This is a genomic window from Roseobacter sinensis, assembly GCF_025755255.1.
Classification (GTDB): Bacteria; Pseudomonadota; Alphaproteobacteria; order Rhodobacterales; family Rhodobacteraceae; genus Roseobacter; species Roseobacter sinensis.
Map to the genome: position 1 here is coordinate 120,828 of NZ_JALIEB010000012.1, position 24,577 is coordinate 145,404.

17 protein-coding genes are annotated in these 24,577 nt (G+C 65.4%); 15 read left to right on the forward strand and 2 right to left on the reverse strand.

The features are described 5' to 3' along the window. Positions 1 to 11 precede the first annotated feature (11 nt). The 15 genes from MUB52_RS17140 (at position 12) to MUB52_RS17210 (ending at position 21,741) form a co-directional block, all read left to right on the forward strand. The gene (locus MUB52_RS17140) at positions 12 to 1,085 is read left to right on the forward strand and encodes an ABC transporter permease (RefSeq protein WP_263845465.1); all 1,074 of its coding nucleotides are present in this window, start codon (positions 12 to 14) and stop codon (positions 1,083 to 1,085) included. Then, a complete protein-coding gene (locus MUB52_RS17145) occupies positions 1,085 to 1,861 on the forward strand; it encodes an ATP-binding cassette domain-containing protein (protein ID WP_263845497.1) in 777 nt (258 codons plus the stop codon). Before MUB52_RS17140 ends, MUB52_RS17145 begins: the two co-directional genes overlap by 1 nt. Further along, entirely contained in the window at positions 1,858 to 2,496 is a 639-nt protein-coding gene (locus MUB52_RS17150; protein ID WP_263845466.1) for a nucleoside/nucleotide kinase family protein, read from the forward strand. Before MUB52_RS17145 ends, MUB52_RS17150 begins: the two co-directional genes overlap by 4 nt. Before the next feature lie 145 nt (positions 2,497 to 2,641). Beyond that, a complete protein-coding gene (gene gap, locus MUB52_RS17155; protein WP_263845467.1) occupies positions 2,642 to 3,649 on the forward strand; it encodes a type I glyceraldehyde-3-phosphate dehydrogenase in 1,008 nt (335 codons plus the stop codon). Between the two features lie 40 nt (positions 3,650 to 3,689). Then, positions 3,690 to 5,495 carry a phosphogluconate dehydratase gene (edd, locus tag MUB52_RS17160; protein ID WP_263845468.1) on the forward strand — a complete coding sequence of 602 codons (1,806 nt, stop codon included), beginning with the start codon at positions 3,690 to 3,692 and terminating at the stop codon, positions 5,493 to 5,495. A gap of 9 nt (positions 5,496 to 5,504) precedes the next feature. Continuing rightward, a complete protein-coding gene (gene eda, locus MUB52_RS17165; protein WP_263845469.1) occupies positions 5,505 to 6,152 on the forward strand; it encodes a bifunctional 4-hydroxy-2-oxoglutarate aldolase/2-dehydro-3-deoxy-phosphogluconate aldolase in 648 nt (215 codons plus the stop codon). A 36-nt stretch (positions 6,153 to 6,188) separates the two neighbouring features. After that, the gene (locus MUB52_RS17170) at positions 6,189 to 7,115 is read left to right on the forward strand and encodes a carbohydrate kinase family protein (RefSeq protein WP_263845470.1); all 927 of its coding nucleotides are present in this window, start codon (positions 6,189 to 6,191) and stop codon (positions 7,113 to 7,115) included. Positions 7,116 to 7,215: 100 nt separating this feature from the next. After that, positions 7,216 to 9,639, forward strand: coding sequence for a glycogen/starch/alpha-glucan phosphorylase (locus MUB52_RS17175; RefSeq protein WP_263845471.1), 2,424 nt, complete (start codon positions 7,216 to 7,218; stop codon positions 9,637 to 9,639). 12 nt (positions 9,640 to 9,651) lie between these two features. Next, positions 9,652 to 11,850, forward strand: coding sequence for a 1,4-alpha-glucan branching protein GlgB (gene glgB, locus MUB52_RS17180; protein ID WP_263845472.1), 2,199 nt, complete (start codon positions 9,652 to 9,654; stop codon positions 11,848 to 11,850). A 41-nt stretch (positions 11,851 to 11,891) separates the two neighbouring features. Beyond that, positions 11,892 to 13,151: a glucose-1-phosphate adenylyltransferase gene (gene glgC, locus MUB52_RS17185; protein ID WP_263845473.1), complete on the forward strand. Its 1,260-nt coding sequence runs from the start codon at positions 11,892 to 11,894 to the stop codon at positions 13,149 to 13,151. A 1-nt stretch (position 13,152) separates the two neighbouring features. Continuing rightward, entirely contained in the window at positions 13,153 to 14,607 is a 1,455-nt protein-coding gene (gene glgA / locus MUB52_RS17190; protein WP_263845474.1) for a glycogen synthase GlgA, read from the forward strand. 5 nt (positions 14,608 to 14,612) lie between these two features. Beyond that, positions 14,613 to 16,706 (forward strand): glycogen debranching protein GlgX, encoded by a 2,094-nt coding sequence (glgX, locus tag MUB52_RS17195; protein ID WP_263845475.1) that lies wholly within the window; start codon positions 14,613 to 14,615, stop codon positions 16,704 to 16,706. Continuing rightward, a complete protein-coding gene (gene malQ / locus MUB52_RS17200; protein WP_263845476.1) occupies positions 16,703 to 18,697 on the forward strand; it encodes a 4-alpha-glucanotransferase in 1,995 nt (664 codons plus the stop codon). The genes glgX and malQ overlap by 4 nt, the downstream gene beginning before the upstream one ends. A gap of 11 nt (positions 18,698 to 18,708) precedes the next feature. Then, a complete protein-coding gene (locus tag MUB52_RS17205) occupies positions 18,709 to 20,340 on the forward strand; it encodes an alpha-D-glucose phosphate-specific phosphoglucomutase (RefSeq protein WP_263845477.1) in 1,632 nt (543 codons plus the stop codon). Between the two features lie 90 nt (positions 20,341 to 20,430). Continuing rightward, the gene (locus MUB52_RS17210) at positions 20,431 to 21,741 is read left to right on the forward strand and encodes a cytochrome-c peroxidase (RefSeq protein ID WP_263845498.1); all 1,311 of its coding nucleotides are present in this window, start codon (positions 20,431 to 20,433) and stop codon (positions 21,739 to 21,741) included. On the opposite strand, the gene MUB52_RS17215 is transcribed toward MUB52_RS17210, so the two are convergent. Further along, a complete protein-coding gene (locus MUB52_RS17215; protein WP_263845499.1) occupies positions 21,738 to 23,198 on the reverse strand; it encodes a CRTAC1 family protein in 1,461 nt (486 codons plus the stop codon). The two genes, MUB52_RS17210 and MUB52_RS17215, sit on opposite strands and share 4 nt — an antisense overlap. An 11-nt stretch (positions 23,199 to 23,209) precedes the next feature. Beyond that, the gene (locus MUB52_RS17220; RefSeq protein ID WP_263845478.1) at positions 23,210 to 24,469 is read right to left on the reverse strand and encodes an ROK family transcriptional regulator; all 1,260 of its coding nucleotides are present in this window, start codon (positions 24,467 to 24,469) and stop codon (positions 23,210 to 23,212) included. Between the last annotated feature and the right edge of the window lie 108 nt (positions 24,470 to 24,577).

Below are 24,577 nucleotides of genomic sequence, written 5' to 3' on the forward strand. Positions count from 1 at the left end.
GGGGGAGATCCGTGTCCGAGACATCCGGTGAATCGCAGGACTACGAGCGCGAGGTGGCGCGGCGAGCCGAGGCGGTGGCTGAATTCGAAGAGCCGAGGCGCGGGCTCCTTGGCGCCGTACAGCATATGCTGCACGTCAATCCGTCGCTGGTGCCGCTGATCGTTCTGATCGCCTCGATCATCATCTTTGGCATACTCCGCGGGACGACCTTCTTTTCACCCTTTGCACTGACGCTCATTTTGCAACAGGTGCAGATCGTCGGGATTGTTGCGGCGGCGCAAAGCCTGGTGATCCTGACGGCCGGGATCGACCTCAGCGTTGGCGCCATCATGGTGATGTCCTCGGTCGTGATGGGGCAGTTCACCTTTCGCTACGGTATCCCGGTTGAGGTCTCGGTGGCTTGCGGGTTGCTCTGCGGCACGCTCATCGGCTTCATCAACGGCTGGCTGGTGGCAAAGGTGAAACTGCCGCCCTTCATTGTCACGCTGGGGATGTGGCAGATCGTATTGGCCACGAATTTCCTCTATTCCGCGAATGAGACCATCCGCTCGCAAGAGATCGAAGCAGAAGCGCCCTTGCTTCAGTTCTTCGGCAACACCATCGCATTCGGCGGTGCGCGGCTCACCTACGGCGTGATTTTCATGCTCGCGCTTGTGTTCGTTCTGGCCTATGCGCTCAAACACACCGCCTGGGGCCGACACGTCTATGCCGTTGGAGACGATCCGGAGGCTGCCGAGCTGTCGGGCGTCAATGTCAAGCGCACGCTTATTTCGGTCTACATGCTGGCAGGCCTGATCTGCGCCTTCGCGGGCTGGGCCCTCATCGGGCGCATCGGATCAGTCTCGCCGACCTCGGGCCAGCTTGCCAATATCGAGAGCATTACCGCTGTGGTGATCGGAGGTATCTCGCTCTTTGGCGGGCGCGGCTCGATCATGGGCACGCTTTTCGGCGCGCTGATCGTTGGGGTGTTTACGCTCGGACTACGCCTGATGGGGGCCGATGCGCAGTGGACCTATCTGCTCATCGGTGTGCTGATCATCGCCGCCGTCGGCGTGGATCAATGGATCAGAAAGGTATCGGTGTGATGGAACCCATTCTCAAAGCGCGCAACCTCGTGAAGCGCTATGGCAAGGTCACCGCGCTGGATCACTGCGACTTTGACTTGATGCCGGGCGAGATCCTCGCCGTCATCGGCGACAATGGTGCGGGGAAGTCATCGCTGATCAAGGCGGTGTCCGGCGCTGTGCTCCCTGACGAGGGGGAAGTTTTCCTCGAAGGCCGGAGGGTGCATTTCACCTCACCCATCGACGCGCGCAACGAAGGGATCGAGACGGTCTACCAAACCCTTGCCATGTCACCCGCCCTGTCGATCGCCGACAACATGTTCATGGGCCGCGAGATCCGCAAACCCGGTTTTCGGGGCAGATGGCTGCGCCAGCTGGACCGCGCCGAGATGGAGCGGATCGCGCGCGACAAGCTGTCCGAGCTTGGGCTCATGACGATCCAGAACATCAACCAGGCGGTCGAAACGCTTTCGGGCGGCCAGCGGCAGGGGGTCGCGGTGGCCCGCGCCGCCGCCTTCGGGTCCAAGGTGATCATTCTCGACGAGCCGACGGCGGCCCTTGGTGTCAAGGAATCCCGCCGGGTGCTGGAGCTCATTCTGGACGTGAAATCGCGGGGCATCCCGATCATTCTGATCAGCCACAACATGCCGCATGTCTTCGAGGTGGCCGACCGCATCCACGTGCACCGGCTGGGCAAGCGGCTCTGCGTGATCGACCCCAAGGATTACACCATGTCCGATGCGGTGGCCTTCATGACCGGGGCCAAGGAACCGCCGGCGGCAGATATCGCCGCGTGACGCAGCCGCTTGAGAGCTTCGACGCGCTGGTCGCCGCGGTTCTTGCCGCCCCGCGACAGGCGCGGCGCCGTCTGGTGGCGGTGGCGGGCGCGCCGGGCAGTGGCAAGTCGACGCTGGCCGCGCGCCTCGCCGATGCCTTGGCGCAAGCCGGTTGCAGAACCCAGGTGGTGCCGATGGATGGGTTTCACCTGGACAATCGCCTGCTCATCGCGATGAACCTGCTCGGCCGCAAGGGCGCGCCCGAGACCTTCGACGTGGGCGGCTTTCGCCGCCTGATGGCCGCGCTGGGTGCCGATACGCCGGTGTACTACCCGCTCTTCGACCGGACCCGCGACATCGCCATTGCCAGCGCGGGCTGTCTTGATGAGGCCTGCGATACGGTGATCGTCGAAGGCAACTACCTGCTGCTGGATGCACCGGACTGGCGCGCGCTCCATCCGCTCTGGGATCTGCGCGTCCGGCTCGACGTCCCGATGGAAACCCTGCGCAGCCGCCTGATCGACCGCTGGCTGGACGAGGGACTGGCCGAGGATGCCGCCATCGCGCGGGCCGAGGGAAACGACCTGCGCAATGCCCGGTTGGTCGACGCGCAGGCGCTGGCGGCGGATATGGTGTTTGATGGGGCCGCGTCATAGGTCTGCAAAATGGCGGGTCTATGCTAGTCTGAGACGTATCCCGCACATTCGGCCATTGATGTTTGGCGGGAAATGTGATCGTTAGCGCTAACAAGGCCGATTGTGCCAGACCGGCGCATGACAGAAGAAGTTCTGGAGGAAGAAGATGTCTCACTCAGTTGCAATCAACGGTTTTGGTCGGATCGGTCGGGGCGTCCTGCGCGCGCTGGTCGAGAACAAGGTGTCTGATGTGGAAGTCACCGCGATCAACGACCTGTCGACCCCTGAGACCCTGGCGCATCTTCTCAAATACGACAGTGTGCATGGCCGCTTCGACGCCGAGGTCTCGGTCTCCGGTGACTCGCTGGTCGTGAACGGCAAGAGCATCGCGGTGACGGCCATCCGCAACCCGGCGGAGTTGCCGTGGGACGGCGTTGACGTCGCTATGGAGTGCACCGGTCTCTTCACCGCGCGTGAGAAAGCCGTGCAGCATCTGGAGAACGGCTCGCGCCGCGTGCTGATCTCGGCACCCGGGGCTGGGGCCGACCGCACCGTGGTTTACGGTGTGAACCACACCGACATGACCAAGGATGATATCGTCATCTCCAACGCCTCCTGCACGACGAACTGCCTCGCACCGGTGGCCTACGTGCTCGACAAGGCCTTCGGCATCAAGACAGGCTACATGACCACGATCCACGCCTATACCGGCGACCAGCCCTCGCACGACGCGCCGCACAAGGATCTTTATCGCGGGCGGGCGGCGGCGCTGTCGATGGTGCCGACTTCGACGGGGGCGGCCAAGGCGATCTCGCTGGTGCTGCCGCATCTGGAGGGCAAGCTCGAAGGTTCCGCCGTGCGCGTGCCCACGCCGAATGTCTCGCTGGTCGATCTGACCTGCACGACCGACAAACCTGCCACCAAGGATGCGATCAACGCCGCCATGAAGGCCGCCGCCGAGGGCGAGTTGAAGGGCATTCTGGCCTATGAGACCGACCCGACCGTCTCTATCGACTACAACCACGACCCGCATTCATCGAGTTTTGCCGCCCCGCAGACCAGCGTCACCGCCGATGGTCTGGTGCGCGTGGTCAGCTGGTACGACAACGAATGGGGCTTTGCGAACCGTATGATCGACACCGGGCGCAGGCTGGCGGAGCTCTCCAAGACCTGAGCTGCCGTCCGCGTCCTCAAGGGACCGAGAGGAACCGCTGATGACATTGAACGACACTGTGGCCCGCGTCACCGACCGGATCATCGCCCGCAGTGAGGGCCCGCGCGGAGACTACCTCGCGCGGATGCAGGCGGCGCGCGTGAAAGGGCCCGCCCGCGGGCATCTCAGCTGCAGCGGGCAGGCGCACGCCTATGCGGGGGCCGGGACCGATCAGGCCGCGCTGGCCACCGAAAAGGCGCCGAATCTGGCGATTGTGACGACCTACAACGACATGCTCTCGGCGCATCAGCCGTTTGAGCGTTTCCCGCCGCTCATCCGCGAAGCTGCACGTGAGGTCGGGGCCACGGCACAGGTCGCCGGCGGTGTGCCCGCCATGTGCGATGGCGTCACGCAAGGCGAGCCGGGCATGGAGCTCAGCCTCTTCTCCCGCGACCTCATCGCGATGGCCACGGGCATCGCGATGACCCACAACACCTTCGATGCGGCGGTCTATCTCGGCGTCTGCGACAAGATCGTGCCCGGGCTGATCATCGCGGCGCAGACCTTCGGGCACATCCCAACCGTGTTTCTGCCGGCGGGTCCGATGACCTCAGGCCTCTCGAATGAAGAGAAGTCGCAGATCCGCCAGAAGTTCGCCGCAGGCGAGGTGGGCCGCGAGGAGTTGATGAAGGCCGAGATGGGCGCTTACCACGGCCCCGGCACCTGCACCTTCTACGGCACGGCCAACACGAACCAGATGCTCATGGAATTCATGGGTATGCACCTGCCCGGCACCAGTTTCGTGACGCCCAACACCGAGATCCGCGATGCGCTGACCAAAGCCGGTGCGCAGCGGGCGCTGGCGCATTCGGATCTGGGCGATAACTACCTACCGGTCTGCGATGTGCTCGACGAAAAAGCCTTTGTGAACGGTATCATCGGGCTGAACGCCACGGGCGGTTCCACGAACCTTCTGATCCATCTGGTGGCGATGGCGCGGGCGGGCGGCATCCTCCTCGACTGGCAGGATTTCTCGGATCTCTCAGAAGTCACGCCGCTTTTGGCGCGGGTCTACCCAAACGGTCTGGCCGATGTGAACCATTTCCACGCCGCGGGCGGTCTTGGCTATATGATCCGCGAACTGCTGGGCGCGGGGCTGCTGCATGCCGATACCAAGACCGTCGCGGGCGGCGGTCTGGAACTCTATACGCAAGAGCCCAAGCTCAAGGACGGCGCGCTGGTCTGGGAAGAGGGCACGCGCCACAGCCTCAACGAGAAGATCCTGCGCCCCGCGGCGGACCCCTTCCAGCCCACCGGCGGGCTGAAACGCATGAGCGGCAGCCTGGGCAATGCGGTGATGAAGGTCTCGGCGGTGAAACCCGAACACCAGATCGTCGAAGCGCCCGTGCGGGTCTTCCACGATCAGGAAGAGGTCAAGGCCGCCTGCCGCGCGCAGGAGATCACCGAGGATACGGTTGTCGTGGTCCGATTTCAGGGTCCCAAGGCCAATGGGATGCCCGAGTTGCACAGCCTCACGCCGCTGCTGAAGAACCTGCAGGCGCGCGGGATCAACGTGGCGCTGGTGACGGATGGGCGCATGTCGGGTGCCTCGGGCTCGGTGCCCGCGGCGATCCATGTCAGCCCGGAAGCGCTGGATGGCGGGCCGATCTCCAAGCTTGAGGACGGCGATGTCCTGCGCGTCGATGCAACGGCCGGGGAGCTCGAGATCAAGACGCCGGGCGTGCTCGAGCGCGACTCGGTGCGGGTCAACCTCGGTGCGAATGAATATGGGCTTGGCCGCGAGCTCTTTGCACAATTCCGCCGCTCTGTCGGAACCGCCGACACCGGCGCCAGCGTGCTCTTCTAGGGAAAGGACATGCCCATGACACCGCAAGAGGCCAGCACCCGCGCCCGCGAGATTTGCTCCCTGGCGCCCATTGTCCCGGTGCTTGTGGTCAAGAACACCGCCCACGCCCGCCCGCTGGCCGAGGCGCTGGTGGCGGGCGGACTGCCCGCGCTGGAGGTGACCCTGCGCACGCCGGCCGCACTCGATGTGATCCGGGAGATGTCGCAGGTGCCGGGCGGGGTCGTCGGTGCGGGCACGCTGGTCACGCCGGAAGACGTGCGCAACGCCAAGGTGGCAGGGGCAACCTTCGGCGTCTCTCCCGGCGCCACCGACGCGCTGATCGCCGCCTGCGAAGCCGAAGACCTGCCCTTGCTGGCCGGGGCGGCGACGGCGTCGGAGGCGATGCGGCTGCTGGAACGTGGCTATGACATGCTCAAGTTCTTCCCGGCCGAGGCCTCGGGCGGTGCGCCGGCCCTGAAGGCCATCGGGGCGCCCTTGCCGCAGATCGCCTTCTGCCCGACTGGCGGGGTCAGCCCCCAGAACGCGCAAACCTATCTGGAGCTGCCGAATGTCCTCTGTGCGGGCGGAAGCTGGGTGGCGCCCGCTGATCTGGTGGAGGCAGGGGATTGGGCCGGCATCGAGGCCCTGGCGCGCGATGCGGCGCGGCTCAAGGCGTGATCCGGCGGGTCGGCGAGGAACGAGGGGAGCGGGACAATGATCATCTGTTGCGGTGAAGCCCTGATCGATATGATCCCCTCCGCCACAGCCGACGCGCGCACCGGGTTCGTGCCGCACGCCGGGGGTGCCGTGTTCAACACGGCAATTGCGCTGGGGCGCCTGGGGCACGAGACCGGCTTCGTGACCGGCCTGTCCGACGATCTCTTCGGTCAGCAGCTGGCCGCGGCACTTGATCAGAGCCAGGTGGATTACAGCCACGCGATCCGGTCGTCCTTGCCCACGACCCTCGCCTTTGTGGAGCTCTCCGAAGGTCAGGCGCGCTACACCTTCTACGACGAAAACACTGCCGGGCGCAGCCTCAGCCCCACCCAGCTGCCGGACCTGCCGGAGGCGGCTCAGGCGCTCTATTTCGGCGGGATCAGCCTGATCAGCGAGCCCTGTGCCGAATTCTATGCGGCCCTCGCGGAACGGGAGGCGCAAGACCGGCTGATCATGATCGACCCCAACATCCGCGCCAGCTTCGTACAGGACGAGGCGCGGTATCGCGCGCGTCTGGAGCGCATGATCGCCGTCGCCGATATCGTCAAGGTGTCCGATGAGGACCTCGACTGGATCATCGGCGGTGACACCGGTCTGGACGCAAAGGCAGGGCAGCTTTGCGCTGCCGGGCCGCATGCGGTGATCGTCACCCGCGGCGCCGAGGGCGCAACGGCCGTTCTGAAGAGCGGCGCGGTGCTCGATGCGCCGGCGCACCCCGCGCAGGTGGTCGACACCGTCGGCGCTGGCGATACTTTCAACGCAGGTGTGCTGGCCCGTCTGGCGCAAGATGGGTTTCTGTCGAAGTCGCGGTTTCCGCAGATCGATGCGAACACGTTACGCAACGCGCTTGTTCTTGGCGCTAGGGTGGCCGCCGTCACGGTGTCGCGCGCGGGGGCCAACCCGCCCTGGGCGCATGAGCTTTGAACAATCACGGCTGTTGTCTTCCGTGCAAAACCGCTATCACCAAGAGCACAACTGTTTCCAGCACCCCCTGCGCGCCGGTGGGCGCCCCCGATGAGATGTGATGCCTGACATGAGTATTCCCCCCGTTACCCCGCAAGACTTTGGCGCCGAGATCCTGCGCCATCTGAAGCACTCGCTCGGCAAGGATGAAAGCCACGCCGCGCTCTATGACTGGCGTATGTCGCTTTCGCTTGCACTGCGCGACCGGGTTGTGGACCCCTGGTTCGAAAGCACCCGCAAGACCTATGAGGCGAGAGGAAAGCGGGTCTATTACCTTTCGATGGAATTCCTGATCGGTCGGCTGATCGAGGATGTCGCGATCAATCTCGGCATGGAAGAGGTGGCGCAGGCGGCCCTGGCCGAGCTTGGCCAGGACTATGCGAAGATCGTGGCGGACGAACCGGATGCCGCCCTCGGCAACGGCGGGTTGGGGCGTCTGGCGGCCTGTTTCATGGATTCGCTTTCGACCTTAGGCATTCCGGCCTACGGCTATGGCATCCGTTACGAGCATGGGCTTTTCGAGCAGCACTTCGAGAATGGCGCGCAGATGGAGACGGCGGAGACCTGGCTGGCCCAACGGCACGCCTGGGAGTTCGAGCGCCCGGAAGTGAGCTACCCGATCCATTTCGGTGGCCACGTCGATGAGGCGGAGGGATCGCCGGTCTGGCATCCCGAGGAGACGGTCATGGCCTCGGCCTATGACACCCCGGTGATCGGCTGGCAGGGGCGATGGGCCAACACGCTGCGGCTGTGGTCGGCAAAGCCGATCACCGCTTTCGATCTGGCCAGCTTCAATCGCGGTGACTACATGGCCGCAAGCGCGCCCGAGGCGCTGGCGCGGACCATCAGCCGCGTGCTCTACCCGGACGACACGACCAAGACCGGCAAGGAGCTGCGGCTCAAGCAGGAGTACTTCTTCACCTCGGCCTCGATCCAGGACCTGCTGCGGCGGTTTCTCAGCGAAGGCGGCGATCTGGCGGAGCTCGCCGACCATGTGGCGATCCAGCTCAATGACACGCATCCCGCTATCGCCGGCCCGGAGCTGGTACGGCTGCTGATGGACGAGCATGGGCTGGATGTGGCACGCGCGATCAGCACCGCGCGGCGCTGTCTCGCCTACACCAACCATACGCTGCTGCCCGAGGCGCTGGAGCGGTGGCCGGAAGAGCTCTTCCAGAGCATCCTGCCGCGCCATCACCGGATTATCCAGTTGATCGAGGCGGCGCATCTGGCGGACTCGGGCAGTGCTGTGCGCATCATCGAGCATGGCGAGGTCAAGATGGGTGAGCTCGCCTTCGTGATGGCGCATAAGGTGAACGGCGTCTCTGCCCTGCATTCCGATCTGGTCAAGGAGACGGTCTTTGCCGATCTCAATCGCGACTACCCGGGCCGGATCATCAACCAGACCAACGGGATCACGCCGCGCCGCTGGCTCTATTCCTGCAACCCGCCCCTGCGCGCGCTGATCAACGAGACCATCGGCACCGCCTGGCCTGACGATCTGCAACAGCTCGAGGGGCTGAGCGCCCATGCGGGCGATGCCGCCTTCCTCGACCGCTTCCAGGCGGCGAAAGATGCCAACAAGGCACGGCTTGCGGATTGGCTGAAAGCGCGCGATGGCGTCGTGCTCGATCCTGCGGCGATGTTCGACGTGCAGATCAAGCGCATCCACGAATACAAGCGCCAGCTGATGAATCTGCTGGAGACCATCGCGCTCTGGAACGAGATCCGAGAAAACCCGAACGGCGACTGGACCCCGCGGGTCAAGATCTTCGGCGGCAAGGCGGCCCCCGGCTATGTGGTCGCCAAAGAGATCATTCACCTGATCAACGACACGGCCAAACTGATCAACGCGGACCCGGCGACGCGCGACCTTTTGCAGATCGTCTATCCGGAGAACTACAACGTCTCCATGGCGGAAATCCTGATCCCGGCGGCGGATCTGTCGGAACAGATCTCAACCGCCGGCAAGGAGGCCTCGGGCACCGGCAATATGAAGTTCGCGCTGAACGGCGCGCCGACCATTGGCACGCTGGATGGCGCGAATGTCGAGATCCGCGAGTGCGTGGGCGCCGAGAACTTCTTCCTCTTCGGGCTCACGGCGGCCGAGGTGACCGCACGCCGGGCCGAGCCGAACTATGCCCGCCGCGCGGTCGAGGCGAGCCCGCGTCTGGCGCGCGTGCTGAAACAGATCGAGAGCGGCGTGTTCTCGCCCTCCGACAAGGGGCGGTACAGCGGGCTGATTCAGGGCCTGCTCGATCACGATTATTTCCTCGTGACCTGCGATTTCGACAGCTACTTTGAGGCGCAGCGCCGGGTCGACACGGTCTTTGCCGATCAAGCGGCTTGGACCCGCATGGCGGCGCTCAACACCGCGCGCGTCGGCTGGTTCTCGTCCGATCGGACGATCACCGGTTATGCCCGCGACATCTGGACCGCCTCCAGCCTGATTGCCTCCCGCAGCTCGCGGAAGGACGTCGCCTAGAAAGGAGCCGCCTTGGGACTTGCCGCAGAGGATGTCGACGCCATTGTCGCGGGTCGCCACGCAGATCCCTTCGCCGTTCTGGGTCTGCATCAGGTGGCCGGCAAATGGGTGGTGCGCGCCTTCGTGCCCGGCGCCGAGAGCATCGAGGCGGTCGATCCCAAGACGGGGCGGCGCATCCTGGCGCTGGGGCCCGTTGCCGGTGCAGCGGGCTTCTTTGAAGGCACGGCATCCCGGCGCAAGACCCGGTTTGCCTATCATCTGAGCATCACGCGCGCGGGCCACCACTGGGTCGCGGATGACCCCTACCGTTTTGGTCCGGTGATGGGCGACTGGGACGAATACCTGATCGGGGAAGGGACGCATCGGCAGCTCTGGCGGGTTCTCGGCGCCCATGTGATGACCCACGAGGGCGTTGCGGGGACCCATTTCGCGGTCTGGGCGCCCAATGCGGCGCGGGTTTCCGTTGTGGGCGATTTCAACACCTGGGACGGGCGGCGGCATATCCTGCGCCGCCGTGGGCAGACCGGCGTGTGGGAGACGTTCATTCCGGGCATCGGCGACGGTGACGTCTACAAGTTCGAGGTGCTGGACCGCGACGGCCATCTCTTGCCGCAGAAGGCCGATCCGGTGGGATTTGGGGCGGAACATCCACCGCGCACCGGCTCGGTCGTGCGCGACATACGCGATCATGCCTGGGGCGATGAGGGCTGGATGGGCAGGCGCGCCGCGCTGCACCGCGTCGACCAGCCGATCTCGATCTACGAGGTGCATTTGGGGTCCTGGCGTCGGGTGCCGGAGGAGGGCAACCGCCCGCTGAGCTACCTCGAGCATGCCGAGCAGCTGGTGGCCTACGTGAAGGACATGGGCTTCACCCATATCGAACTGATGCCGATTTCGGAGTTCCCCTTCGACGGCTCCTGGGGCTACCAGCCCGTGGGCCTTTTCGCCCCCACGATCCGGCACGGCACACCTGCCGAGTTCCGCGCCTTCATCGATGCTGCGCATAACGCCGACCTCGGCGTGATCCTCGACTGGGTACCGGGGCACTTCCCCGAAGACCCGCACGGGCTCGCAAAATTCGACGGCACGGCACTTTACGAACACGCCGATCCGAAGGAGGGCTTCCATCCGGACTGGAACACGATGGTCTTCAACTACGGCCGTGCCGAGGTCTCCAACTACCTGATCGCAAACGCGCTCTATTGGCTGCAGGAGCATCACGTGGACGGGCTGCGCGTGGATGCCGTGGCCTCGATGCTCTACCGCGACTACTCCCGCAAGGAGGGGGAGTGGATCCCAAACAAGGACGGCGGGCGCGAGAACCTTGAGGCCATCGCCTTCCTGCAGAATATGAACACCACCACCTATGGTGAGGTCGAGGGCATCATGACGGTCGCGGAGGAGAGCACCGCCTTTCCGGGTGTCAGCGCGCCCACCGATGCGGGCGGCCTTGGCTTCGGCTTCAAGTGGAACATGGGCTGGATGAACGACACGCTCAGCTACATGTCCGAAGACCCGATCCACCGCAAATACCACCACTCCAAGATGACCTTCGGGCTGCACTATGCGTTCTCGGAGAATTTCATCCTGCCGCTCAGCCACGACGAAGTGGTGCACGGCAAGGGTTCGCTCTTGGACAAGATGCCGGGGCGGGGGGGCGACAAGTTCGCCAACCTGCGGGCGTATTATGGTTTCATGTGGGGGCATCCGGGCAAGAAGCTGCTCTTCATGGGGTCCGAGTTCGCGCAAGGGGCCGAGTGGAACCACGACAGCAGCCTCGACTGGCACCTGCTCGACATCGACCTGCACAAGGGCATGCAGGTGCTGATCCGCGATCTCAACAGGCTCTACCGCGATCACCCCGCGCTCTACACGCGCGATACGAAGCCCGACGGGTTCGAGTGGATCGAGGAGAACAATGGCGACGAATCCGTCTTTGCTTGGGTGCGCCGTGGCATGGATGGTGCCGCACCTGTGCTCGTGCTGTCCAACTTCACCCCGGTTGAGCGGGCCGAGCGTCGCATCGGCGTGCCGGAACAGGGTCGCTGGGTGGAGCGTTTGAACACCAATTCGGAGTTCTACGGTGGCGATGGCCGGGGCAACTTCGGGGGTGTGCAAAGTGAGGATGTGGCCGCGTCAGGGAGGGCGCAGTCGATCAAGATCACCTTGCCGCCTTTGACGACACTCTTCTTTGAATTGGAGCGTGACTGACGCTCCGGTGGGGGAGCAAAGACAACATGGGGAGGACAGACATGGACAGAGAAACGCAGCGCCTGGCGCAGCAGACGATGGCCTTCGTGCTTGCGGGCGGGCGGGGCAGCCGACTCTACGAGCTGACGGACCGGCGCGCCAAACCGGCGATGTATTTCGGCGGCAAGAGCCGGATCATCGACTTTCCCCTCTCCAACGCGGTCAACTCCGGCATCCGACGCATCGGTGTGGCCACACAGTACAAGGCGCATTCGCTGATCCGGCATTTGCAGCGCGGCTGGAGCTTCTTCCGCGCCGAGCGCAACGAGTCGCTCGATATTCTGCCGGCGTCCCAGCAGATGGACAATGAGAATTGGTACAAGGGCACCGCGGATGCGGTCGCGCAGAACAAGGACATCATCCAGGGCTACGGGCCTAAGTACATCGTGATCCTCGCGGGCGATCACATCTACAAGCAGGACTATGCCCAGATGATCCGCCACCATGTGGAGAGCGGCGCGGATGTGACCGTGGGTTGCATCGAAGTGCCGCGCATGGAGGCCACCGGCTTCGGTGTGATGAAGGTGGACACCGAGGACAAGATCCTCGATTTCGTCGAAAAACCCGCCGATCCACCCGCGATGCCCGGCGACCCGGATCATGCGCTTGCGAGCATGGGGATCTATGTCTTTGAGACGGATTACCTCTTTGACGTGCTGGCGGACTGCGCGGAAGATCCCGACTACAACCACGATTTCGGCGGTGATGTGATCCCCCGAATCGTGAAAAACGGCAAGGCAGTCGCCCACGCGTTCAGCCGCTCCTGCGTGCGCTCCAGCCTGGAAAAGAAAGCCTATTGGCGGGATGTCGGTACGATCGACGCCTTCTGGCAGGCCAATATCGACCTTACGGATTTCACGCCCGAGCTGGATCTTTACGACAACGAATGGCCGATCTGGACCTATTCGGAGCTGACCGCACCGGCAAAGTTCATCCACAATGAAGAGGGCCGCCGGGGTCACGCGGTGTCGTCGATGGTGTCGGGCGGCTGTATCATCTCGGGCTCCAGCCTCGATCAATGCCTGCTGTTCACCGGAGTGCGGACGCATTCCTTCTCTCAGCTGAACGGCGTCGTGGCACTGCCTTACGTGGAGATCAACCGCAATGCCCAGCTGAGCAATGTTGTGATTGACAGGGGCGTCGTGATCCCGCAAGGCCTCGTCGTGGGCGAAGACCCGGAAGACGACGCGCGCCGGTTCCGCCGGACCGCGACTGGCACCTGCCTGATTACGCAACCGATGATCGACAAGCTGGATCTCTGATGTGAATTTGCTCTTCGTGGCCTCGGAGTGCGCGCCTTTCGTCAAGACGGGCGGTCTGGCGGATGTGGTCGGCGCCCTGCCGAAGGCGCTCGCCCCGCTCGGGGTATCGGTTCGGGTGATGTTGCCCGCCTACCCGGCCTTGGCGGATGGTGCGGCGGAGGGCACGGAGGTCTGGCGGCGGGCGGATCTGCAGGGCGGGCCCGCGCGCCTCCTGGCCATCGACGCAGACGGCATTGACCTTTTGCTCCTCGAGGCGCCGCATCTCTACGACCGGCCGGGCAATATCTACCTCGGTGCGGATGGTCAGGACTGGCCCGATAACGCCGAGCGCTTCGCGGCGCTCTCCCTTGCCGCCGCCGAGGTGGCGATGGGCGCGCTGGAGGGCTGGCAACCGGACATCGTGCATGCGCATGACTGGCAGGCCGGGCTTGTGCCGGCCTATCTGCATCAGGCGGACGGGCCCACGCCGCCCTGCGTGATGACCATCCACAACATTGCGTTTCAGGGGCTTTTCGACGCCTCCCTGATGACGTCCCTGGGGCTGTCGTCGTCTCTCTACACGCCGGACGGCATCGAGTATTTCGGCCGCATCGGGTTTCTGAAAGCCGGCCTGGCTTTTGCGCAGAAGATCACGACGGTCAGCCCGACCTATGCGCGCGAGCTGATGCTGCCCGACTTCGGCATGGGGCTCGACGGGCTTCTGCGCGCCCGCCAGGCCGACCTGACCGGCATTCTCAACGGGATCGACCTCGACATCTGGGACCCTGAGCGGGACGCGGCACTCACCGCCCCCTATTCTGCGAAACGTCTCAAAGCGAAGGTGGAGAACCGGGCCCAGGTGCTGAAACGGTTCGGATTGACCGCAGAGGGCGATGGCCCGCTCTTCTGCGTGATCAGCCGGCTGACCACACAGAAAGGGCTCGACCTGCTGCTGGAGGTGTTGCCCGCCCTGGTGGCGCGTGGCGCAAAGCTGGCCGTGCTTGGCAGCGGCGACAAGGCGCTTGAAGCTGGATATGTCGCGGTCTCCCACGCGCACCCCGGCGCAGTTGGTGTGATCATCGGCTATGACGAACCGCTTTCGCATCTGATGCAGGGCGGCAGCGACGCGATCCTGATCCCCTCGCGGTTCGAGCCCTGCGGGCTGACACAGCTCTATGGCTTGCGCTACGGCACCGTGCCGGTGGTGGCCCGCACGGGCGGACTGGCCGACACGGTGATCGACGCCAATGAGGCAGCGCTCAGCGCCAAATGCGCCACCGGTGTGCAATTCGCGCCCGTCACCGCGGCCGCCCTGGAACAGGCGATCCACCGCACCTGTGATCTCTATGCACAAACCACCACATGGTCCGGCATGATCCGGCGGGCGATGCGCCATCCTGTCGGCTGGGACGTCTCGGCCCAAGCCTATCACGACATCTACGTCGAACTTCTTTCGCCCGGTGCACAGCGAGGCTGACTGCGATGGCTCATGCGATCTCATCCGGCAGCCCGGTGCGACTGGGGGCGCAATTCGACGGCGAGGGGGTGAACTTCGCACTGTTCTCGGCCCATGCCAACCGGATCGAGCTTTGCCTCTTCAACCCCGACGGCAATCGCGAGGCAGCGCGGCTGACGCTGCCGGAGCGAACAGGCGACATCTGGCACGGCTATGTGCCTGGGCTGCAGCCGGGCACGCTATACGGCTACCGCGCACACGGCGTCTATGCGCCGGAGCGGGGGCATCGCTTCAACCCCCACAAGCTGCTGCTGGATCCCTACACGCGCGAGCTGCGGGGCGGCTGGCGCAACACCGACGCGACACTGGGCTATGACCGCGGCTCGAGCGCGGGGGATCTGTCTTTCGACCGACGCGACTCCGGCCCTTTCGTGCCGAAATCGGTGGTGTCCGATCCCGCGCTCTTCGCGCCGATCACCCAGCCCATCAGCACCCCTTGGGACGAAACGCTGATCTACGAAGCGCATGTCAAGGGGCTGACACAGCGCCACCCCGACGTGGCCGAGGCGCTGCGCGGCACCTACGAGGGGCTGGCCTCCGACGCGATCCTCGAGCATCTGCACAAGATCGGCGTCACCGCGGTTGAGCTCATGCCTGTGCACGCCTTTCTCAATGACGGGTTTTTGCTTGAGAAAGGCCTCACAAACTACTGGGGTTACAACACAATCGGCTTCTTTGCGCCCGAGCCGCGCTATTTCGGGCCGGAGGGTATCCTCGGGTTCCGCCAGATGGTCCGCCGCTTTCACGAGGCGGGCATCGAGGTGCTGCTCGACGTGGTCTACAACCACACGGCGGAGGGTGACCACCGCGGCCCGACGCTGTGCTTCCGCGGGCTCGACAACGCATCCTACTACCGGCTGATCAGCGGCCAGCCCCGCTACTATGTGAACGACACCGGCACCGGCAACACGCTCAATGTCTCGCACCCGCATGTGCTGCGGATGGTCATGGATTCGCTGCGATTCTGGGTCGAGTGCATGGGGGTTGACGGCTTCCGTTTCGATCTGGCGACGACCGTGGCGCGCGAGGATCACGGGTTTGACGCGCATGGCGGGTTCCTCGGTGCGTTGCGCCAAGACCCGGTGCTCGCCGGCGTGAAGCTGATCGCGGAGCCGTGGGATATCGGCCCGGGCGGCTACAGGCTCGGGCAGTTTCCGCCCAAGTTCGCCGAATGGAATGACGCCTACCGGGATGCGGTTCGCCGCTTCTGGCGCGGCGACGCCCACAGCGCGCAGGACCTCGGCGCGCGCCTGCTGGGCTCGGCGGGCGAGTTCGACCGGGGCGGGCGGCGCGCCTGGTCGTCGGTGAACTTCGTGGCGGCCCATGATGGCTTCACCTTGGCGGATATCACCCGCTACAGCCGCCGCCACAACGAGACCAATGGCGAGAACAATCAGGACGGCCATCACGCCAATTACTCCGACAACTGCGGGGTCGAGGGTCCGACGGACGATCCTGCGATCGAAGCACGCCGTATCCAGCGGCAGCGCAACATGCTGGCCACCGTGTTCCTCTCGCAAGGCACGCCGATGCTGCTTGCGGGAGACGAGATGGGGCGCACGCAGGCCGGCAACAACAACGCCTACTGTCAGGACAATGAAGTGACCTGGCTCGACTGGGCGGCGGCCGACACCGAGTTGAGTGCCTTCGTGGCAGAGCTGTCGGCTCTGCGAAGGGCGCATCCGGCCTTGCGGCAGTCGCGGTTTCTGCATGCCGCACTGCGGCCGAAGGACGGCCTGCCGGATGTCGAATGGTCGGATTTCGACGGCCATCCGCTCAATTGGCGCGATCCCGGTCTGTCGAGCTTTTGCCTCACCCTGCGCGGATCCGCGGAGGTCGTACCGGAGCTTCAGACCGACGATGTGGTCTTTGCGGTCTTCAATCGGTCGGAAGAGCAGGCGCAGGTCCGATGCCCCGCAGCACCCGAGGGCGCCGCCTGGGTCTGCGCCTTCGACAGCACGCTGGGTGCCCCGCAAGCCACCCTTGCGGATGGGGTGGTGACCGTCTCCGGGCCATCGGTTGTTGTGCTGACGCTTGCGCCGGAGGGCGCGACCGCATGAGCGCCGATGCAGAGCTTGCGATGCTCGCGGATATCTGTGGCATATTCGACAGATTCCGCGATCTGGAAGGGGTCAGCCGGCCCACCTCGCCGGACACGCAGCGCGCCTTGCTGCATGCCTGCGGGCAGGAAGTGGGCTCTGCGGCGGAGGTCCGCGACACGCTTGCGGCACTTCGGGCCGAGCGGCAGGCGCGCGTGGTGCCCGAGGAGCTTGTGCTTGTCTCCGGCGCGCCACGCGCCATACCCGTTGCAGCGCCGACCGACTGGCATTTGGTGCTGGAGGAGACCGCCGAAGCCCACGCCGAAGGCCGCGGCGAGACCGAGATCTCGCTGCCCGGGCTGCCGATGGGCGTTCACCATCTGCATGCAAAGCAGGGCAAACGGTCATCGGTGACCCGGGTAATCGCGGCGCCGGCGCGAACTCCATCGCTGAAAGACGTGGTAGGCGCTGAGCGACTTTGGGGGGTTGTGGCCGCACTCTACGGCCTGCGCTCGGATCGTAACGCAGGGATCGGTGATTTTGAGGACCTTGCGCAGCTTGCAGAGGTGCTCGGGCCACATGGCGCGAGCTTTCTCGGCCTGAACCCGGTCCATGCGCTGGGTTGGGCCGCACCCGAGGTGATCAGCCCCTACTCGCCCACCCACCGTGGCTTTCTGAATGCCAATCACCTGGCTCTGGACGCCGCCAGCGCGCGCGGCGCCGATGCAACAGATGATCTGATCGACTATGCAGCCCACGCCGAGTCGCATCGCGCCGCATTGCAGGCGGCCTTTGCTGCGTTTCAGGGCACCGCGCCGGAGGGTGCGCGGGCGGAGCTCGCGGCGTTTGCCCAAAACGGAGGCAAGATGCTGCGGGACTTCGCGCGCTTCGAATGCCTCAGCACCCGTCACGGGCCGGATTGGCGGCGCTGGCCTGCGCCTCTTCGCAGCCCGGACACCGCCGGCCCCGCGGTCCCGCCCGACGCCTTGGCGTTTCACATCTGGCTGCAATGGCAGGCGGACCTGCAGCTTGGCCAGGCGCAGGCGCGGGCGCAGGCGGCTGGGCTCTCGCTTGGCCTCTACCTCGACCTCGCGATCGGAGCCCGGCGCGACGGTGCCGAGGCCTGGAGTGGTGGGGACGCCATTGCGCGGGCGGTCTCGCTCGGCGCCCCGCCTGACCATCTCAGCCCTGCGGGCCAGAACTGGCAGCTTGCGGCCTATGCCCCGCGCGGGCTGGCAGCGCAGGATTACGCACCTCTGCGGCAGATCCTCCGGCACGTGATGCGCCACTGCGGCATCCTGAGGATCGATCATGCTCTGGGGCTGAATCGCAGCTACTGGATACCCGACAACGGTGCGCCCGGCGGCTACATACGCCAGCCGTTCGAGGCGCTCATGGCGATTATCGCCATCGAGGCGCAGCGCGCCGGCACCGTGATCGTGGGCGAGGATCTGGGGCTTGTGCCCGACGGGTTCCGCGACAGGATGGCCGATCAGGGGGTCTACGGCTACACGGTGCTGCAGTATGAGAAGACCGATGACGGCAGCTTTCGCAGCGCAGATGACCTTCGGGTGCAGTCGCTCGCCTGTTTCGGCACCCACGACACGCCCACCATCGCCGGGTTCCACACCGGGCGGGATATCGACTGGTGGCACCATCTCGACTGGATCGATGCGAACGGCCACAGCCGCGCGCGGCGGCAGCGGGCACGTGAGACGGCCGAGTTGCTGGGATCGTCGGAGGGGGGCTCCGACACCGGCACCGCTGCCGATCTCGCCGTCGCCGTCCACCGCGCGCTGGCCACCGCGCCCACCGCGCTCGCAGCGGTTCAACTCGACGACATCATCGGGGCCCAGGAGGCACAGAACCTTCCGGGCACCGTCGACGCGCATCCCAATTGGCGGCGCAGATGCCCGGTTGCAGTCGCTGATCTCGCGCGCCATGAAGGTCTGGCCAGGACAGCGCAAATCATGACCCGGGCGGGCCGCAGCCTCGACACGAGAGAGATTTGAAAGGAGAGTTCATGACCGTTCAAACCGTATCCAAGGGGCCCTTCGACGGGCAAAAGCCCGGCACCTCAGGTCTGCGCAAGAAGACCCGCGTCTTCATGGAGCCGGGCTATCTGGAATGCTTCGTGCAGGCGACCTTCAACGCCATTGGCGGTGCGGCGGGCAAAACCTTCGTGATCGGCGGCGATGGGCGGTATTTCAATCGCGAGGCCATTCAGACGATGCTCAAAATGGCGGCGGCCAATGGCGCGGCCAAGGCGATTGTGGGGCAGGGCGGGCTGTTGTCGACGCCGGCGGTTTCGAACCTCATCCGTCAGCGCAGTACGGACGGTGGTTTTGTACTCTCGGCCAGCCACAACCCCGGCGGGCCCGACGCGGATTTCGGCGTGAAATACAACGTCAGCAACGGTGGCCCGGCGCCCGAGGCGATCACTCAAGCGATGTTCGAGCAGACACAGAGCATCTCGGAATACAGAACGCTCGACGCGCCGGATGTGGATCTGTCTGTCTGCGGTGACGGGCAAGTCGGGGGCATGCAGCTCGAGATCATCGATCCGGTCGAAGACTACCAGGCCCTGATGCAGACGCTCTTTGATTTCGACAAGATCAGCGCGCTCTTTGCGGGCGGGTTCACCATGCGCTTCGACGCGATGCACGCGGTGACAGGCCCCTACGCCAAGTCCATCCTCGAAGGGGCGCTGGGTGCGCCGGAGGGCGCGGTGATCAACGCGGTGCCGTCGGAAGACTTTGGCGGCGGCCACCCGGACCCGAACCCGGTCTGGGCCAAGACGCTGATGGACGAGATGATGTCCGACGCGGCCCCCGATTTCGGCGCGGCCTCGGACGGGGACGGGGATCGCAACATGATCGTCGGGCGCGGCCTCTACGTCACTCCCTCCGACAGCCTTGCCGTGCTGGCGGCCAACGCGCAACTGGCGCCCGGCTACAAGGCGGGGCTTGCGGGTGTGGCGCGGTCGATGCCCACCAGCGGGGCCAGCGACAAGGTGGCCGAAAAACTCGGGCTTGCCTGCTTTGAAACCCCCACAGGCTGGAAATTCTTCGGCAACCTGCTCGATGCCGGGAAGGTCACCCTCTGCGGCGAGGAAAGCGCGGGCACCGGCTCGGATCATGTGCGCGAGAAAGACGGGCTCTGGGCGGTGCTGCTGTGGCTGAACATTCTGGCAGAACGCGGCCAGTCGGTGGCCGAGATCCTGACGGATCACTGGGCCACGTACGGGCGCAACTACTACTCGCGGCATGACTACGAGGCGGTCCCGACCGAGGCGGCCGACGCGCTGATGCAGGCGTTGCGGGACAAGCTGGGCCGCCTTTCGGGCCAAACCATTGCCGGTGTCGAGGTCACCGCCGCCGACGAGTTCTCCTACCACGATCCGGTCGATGGGTCGGTCAGCCACAATCAGGGCCTGCGCATCTGGTTTGCAGGTGAGGGCCGCGCGGTGCTGCGCCTGTCCGGCACGGGCACCGAAGGCGCCACGCTGCGGGTATACCTTGAGCAATACGCCGCACCGGACGCCGATCACGGGCTGTCGCCGGATGCTGCCCTCAAGGCTGTGCGCGATGCAGTCATCGAGATCACCGAGATGCAGCGGCGGATCGGACGGACCGAACCGGACGTGAAAACCTGATCGCGTCGCGCAGAGGTTGAGTGGCCTTGCGGCTGATGCGCCGGGCTGGCAATCCTGTGCAGGTGCGAAGGAACGAGGTGCGCCCCCGTGTTGGTAAGAGCACTTGCAACAGCGATGATGATCGGGCTCGGGCCCGCGATGGCGGGCGATCTGCCGGCGCCCGTGACGGATGCGGACTACATGCCCGTCGACGCCGCACAGGTCCGCCTTGGGCACCTGCTCTTCTACGACCCGATCCTCTCGGGCAATCGCAACATCTCCTGCGCGACCTGTCACCATCCGAAGTTTGCCACCGCGGATGGCGTGGCCCTCTCGCTCGGCGAGGGGGGCATTGGCCTTGGACCGGAGCGGCGCGCCACGGCTGACAACACGCCGGAACAGCGCATCCCGCGCAATGCGCCGGCGCTCTTCAACCTCGGGGCGCATGAGTTCACGGTCATGTTCCATGACGGCCGCATCGAAGTGGATGAGAGCAAACCCGGCGGGCTGCGCACGCCCATGGGCGCGGAGATGACCGAAGGGTTTGCCAATCTGCTGTCGGCGCAGACGATGTTTCCGGTGCTCAGCGCGGACGAGATGGCCGGGCACTACAGCGAGAACGATGTCAGCGAAGCGGTGCGTCAGGGCCGCATCACGGGTGAGGGGGGCGCATGGGACCTGCTCAGCCGCCGCGTGGCCGAGACGCCCGGGTACGCGCCGCTGATCGAAGCGGCTTTCCCGGACAGCGAAAGGCTGAGTTTTACGGAGATCTCGGACGCCATCGCCGCCTTCGTGGCCTTCGAATGGCGCTCGGACAGCAGCCTCTTTGATGCCTATCTGCGCGGGCAGGCAGATCTGCCCCCGGAGGCAGAGCTTGGGCGCCAGCTGTTCTACGGCGAAGCGGGCTGCAGCACCTGCCACGCGGGCGCCTTCCAGACCGACCACGCGTTCCACGCGATGGGTGTGCCCCAGTTCGGGCCGGGCAAGGCCGCGCGCTTCGAAAGCCACGTGCGGGATGTGGGTCGGATGCGGGTCACCGGTCAGGCGTCGGATGCCTATGCGTTCCGCACGCCCTCCCTGCGCAATGTGACGCGGACGGGACCCTACGGGCATACGGGGAGCCATTCGGATCTGGCCGCCTTCATTGCGGATCACATCGACCCGAAATCCGCACTGGACCGGTTCGATCCGGCACAGGTGGATTTGCCTGGCCTGCCGGGCGTCGAGGATTGGCAGCACCTGCAGGATCCGGCGGAGCAGAATGCGCTCCGCGCCGCGATTAATGTGGAACCACGCCGTCTGAGCACAACCGACATCACAGCCCTCGTCGCATTCCTAGATACATTGGATGATGCCGAGGCCTTGGCAGGCCGGCTCGGCATCCCCGATAGCGTTCCAAGCGGCTTGCCTGTCGACCGCTAGGGCCCAAGGGTCAAATGTTGGTTTGCGGCAACATCCGTGTGCGACGTGACGCGCCCATCCGGCCAGATCACACGGATCTGCGCGCTCTCGGCCTCACCCAGCCCGAAGTGCAGCGGCCCCGCTTGGCCGCCGGCATGGCCGCCGCCCACCGTGACCTCCTGCACTTGGGACACATCCCCGGCAGTGACCTCCAGAAGTGCGCCGACGGCGCGGGTATTTGCGCCCTCCATGCGCAGCTCGATTGCCAGCCAATGGCCCGTTTCCGGTGTGACATTGCGGTAGAGCTCAATCGGCGCACGACGGTTCATCACCACAAGATCGAGCCGACCGTCCCCGTCGAGGTCCGCCAGCGCCGCCCCCCGCGAGCGCGCCACCGTCGCCACCCCGGCCTCGACCGAGCGTTCGGCGAATGTCCCGTCGGGCTGTTGGATCAGCAGCGTGTTCGGATCTTCCATCGCAAGGCCGGGCATCTGATCCACATTGCCCTTGGCAATGAAAAGATCGGGCCGCGCGTCGTTGTTCACATCGCCGAACTCCGCGTGCCAGCCGGTCGAAGGACGCCCGTCGTCACCCACGTGAGGGCGCTGCGCGTAAGTCCCGAGACTGTAGGGCGCGCGGCTGTAGAGCCCGTCGTCGCCCGCGATCTGCATCAGCTGATCCCCCATCGAGGTGAGCATCACCTCGGCGCGGCCGTCGCCCGTGATGTCACGGCTTGCGATGCCCATGCCCCAGAGGCGGACGGTCTCCCAGCCGTCCTCCGGCCCCAGGAACCGGCGCGCGCTGAGGTCGTACATCTGCTCCGCCCCGTCGCGCACGTAGTAATGCCTGTCGTTCGAAAGCCGCAGCCGGGTCTCGCCGGTCGCGTCGCGTGCAAAGAGGATCGAGAGCGCGCAGAACCCCGGCGACAGCGGCTCCGCGACGAAGTGCTGCCCGTTCCAGCGGTGCAGACTGTTGTCGTCACAGGCCTCGAAAGGGCCGTCCGGATCCTTGCGGTCGACATAGTTGCCAATGGCGAAGACAGCTCCATCGCCGGTCCATGTGGCAGAAAAGCCGGTCGACCAGGCGTCGCCACCCTCGAACCCCAGATCGGCGTTTGCACTGCTGAACCCGCAGGCCCCGTCGCCGCGCAAGAGCTGGTTCTCGCCCACCCGCAGCAGCATCACGTCGAGGTGCCCGTCGCCATCGGCATCGAGCGGGTAGGCGCCTGTGCTGCCGGTGAATCGGGGCAGGGGGCCGGCCTCGAACCGCATCCCGCCCTGGTTGATCATCAGCACCGCCGGGCTCTCGCCGCCTGCGGCCAGCAGGTCGGGCAGCGCGTCGCCATTGCAATCGAAGACCGCGACCCCGCCGCCGACGAAATGCTCCCACCCGCCCGAATAGACGTGGTGCGGCAGGTTTGCCGAGAGGTCCTCGAACAGCACCTCGGCCTGGGCGGTGGGCGCCAGCAGACAGGCCATCGCGACCGCTCTCACCCGCGCCCCTCCGCCATGGCATCGGCAATCTCGGACAGGGCCAGCGCCGCCGCGCCATGCGCCCACATCAGGTCGCCCCAGGCGTGGGTTTGGACCTGCTGCGGGGTCGTCACGCGGTTCAGGGTCAAGGCGTGCATCTCGCGCAGCACCTCGTCAGCGTAGAGATAGTCGTACTGCATCCGCGCACCCGCCAGGATGATGAGCGGCGGGTCAAAGAGGTTCACCACATTCGCGAGCCCAAGCGCCAGGAAACGCCCCGCACGCCGAAAGATCACGCGCGCGGCCTCGTTCCCGGCCTTCGCCTGCTCATAGAGCTGCTGCAGCATCACGTCCGGCGCAGTGGTATCCGAATTCGCCGGATCGAGTGCCGTCGAGGCCTCGCGCACCAGCGCGTAATCCGCGATATAGGCCTCGAGGCAGCCGCGCTGCCCGCATTGGCACAGGGCCCCGTCCAGCTGCACCTTGGTGTGGCCGATCTCCATGCCCAGCGAGCCTGCGCCGCGATAGAGCCGATGATTGATCACCAACCCCATGCCGACCCCCTGTTCGATCGTCACAACCGCGAAATCGGCCATCGCCCGGCCCTTGCCGAACCAGAGCTCGGCCAGGGTCACGAGATTGGCGTCATTGTCGACGGCCACGGGCACGCCAAAGGCGTCTTCGGCAAGCCGCCGCAAGGGGCGGTCGGTTTCGGTCAGCAGGGGGGACCACACCATTTGACCCGCGTTGTGATCGATCATGCCGGGCAGGCCGAGCCCGATGCAGGCGACGTCGGTGCGGACAAGCTTGGCCTCCTTGAGCAGGGCGTCGAGCACCTGCCCGGTTTCGTCCAGCACTTGCTCCAGCGAGCGGCGCCGCGGCTGACAGGCGAGGCTTGCCTGCGCCAGCGGCCGGCCTGCGGCATCGACCAGCAGGGCCGTGTGCTGCGCCCGCGACAGCTTGATGCCCACCACATAACCAGCATCGGGCTGAACGGAGAGCGCGACCGGCGGCCTGCCGCGCGTTGTACTGCGTGTAGGGTCGCTGCTCTCCCGCAACAGACCAAGATCGAGCAACTCACCGACCAGAGATGTGATCGACGCGGGGCTGACTTTCAGCTGCTTGGCCAGATCGATCCGCGAGATCTGACCGGCGGACCGCACGCATTCGAACACCCGGTAGCGCAGGGACCGTCCCGAGACGTCGGCTTCCGGACGAATCGGGCCGCACCCGGCTGGCGTATCTCCAAGATCAGGCTGCGAGATCTCGACATTCATTTATTCAGACCTCGAAAATAAAAGGCTAATGTGGGCCAAAATCGGCTGAGATTCCGCTGATAATTCAGGAAACGCCCGATATTTTAGCTCAAGATCCATAAATTTATT

Bases quoted from the DNA above. Each gene is read 5' to 3' on its own strand.
- MUB52_RS17145 (WP_263845497.1), top strand. From the start codon at position 1,085: ATGGAACCCATTCTCAAAGCGCGCAACCTCGTGAAGCGCTATGGCAAG.
- gap (WP_263845467.1), top strand. From the start codon at position 2,642: ATGTCTCACTCAGTTGCAATCAACGGTTTTGGTCGGATCGGTCGGGGC.
- edd (WP_263845468.1), top strand. From the start codon at position 3,690: ATGACATTGAACGACACTGTGGCCCGCGTCACCGACCGGATCATCGCC.
- eda (WP_263845469.1), top strand. From the start codon at position 5,505: ATGCCCATGACACCGCAAGAGGCCAGCACCCGCGCCCGCGAGATTTGC.
- MUB52_RS17170 (WP_263845470.1), top strand. From the start codon at position 6,189: ATGATCATCTGTTGCGGTGAAGCCCTGATCGATATGATCCCCTCCGCC.
- MUB52_RS17175 (WP_263845471.1), top strand. From the start codon at position 7,216: ATGCCTGACATGAGTATTCCCCCCGTTACCCCGCAAGACTTTGGCGCC.
- glgC (WP_263845473.1), top strand. From the start codon at position 11,892: ATGGACAGAGAAACGCAGCGCCTGGCGCAGCAGACGATGGCCTTCGTG.
- glgX (WP_263845475.1), top strand. From the start codon at position 14,613: ATGGCTCATGCGATCTCATCCGGCAGCCCGGTGCGACTGGGGGCGCAA.
- malQ (WP_263845476.1), top strand. From the start codon at position 16,703: ATGAGCGCCGATGCAGAGCTTGCGATGCTCGCGGATATCTGTGGCATA.
- MUB52_RS17205 (WP_263845477.1), top strand. From the start codon at position 18,709: ATGACCGTTCAAACCGTATCCAAGGGGCCCTTCGACGGGCAAAAGCCC.
- MUB52_RS17215 (WP_263845499.1), bottom strand. From the start codon at position 23,198: ATGGCCTGTCTGCTGGCGCCCACCGCCCAGGCCGAGGTGCTGTTCGAG.
- MUB52_RS17220 (WP_263845478.1), bottom strand. From the start codon at position 24,469: ATGAATGTCGAGATCTCGCAGCCTGATCTTGGAGATACGCCAGCCGGG.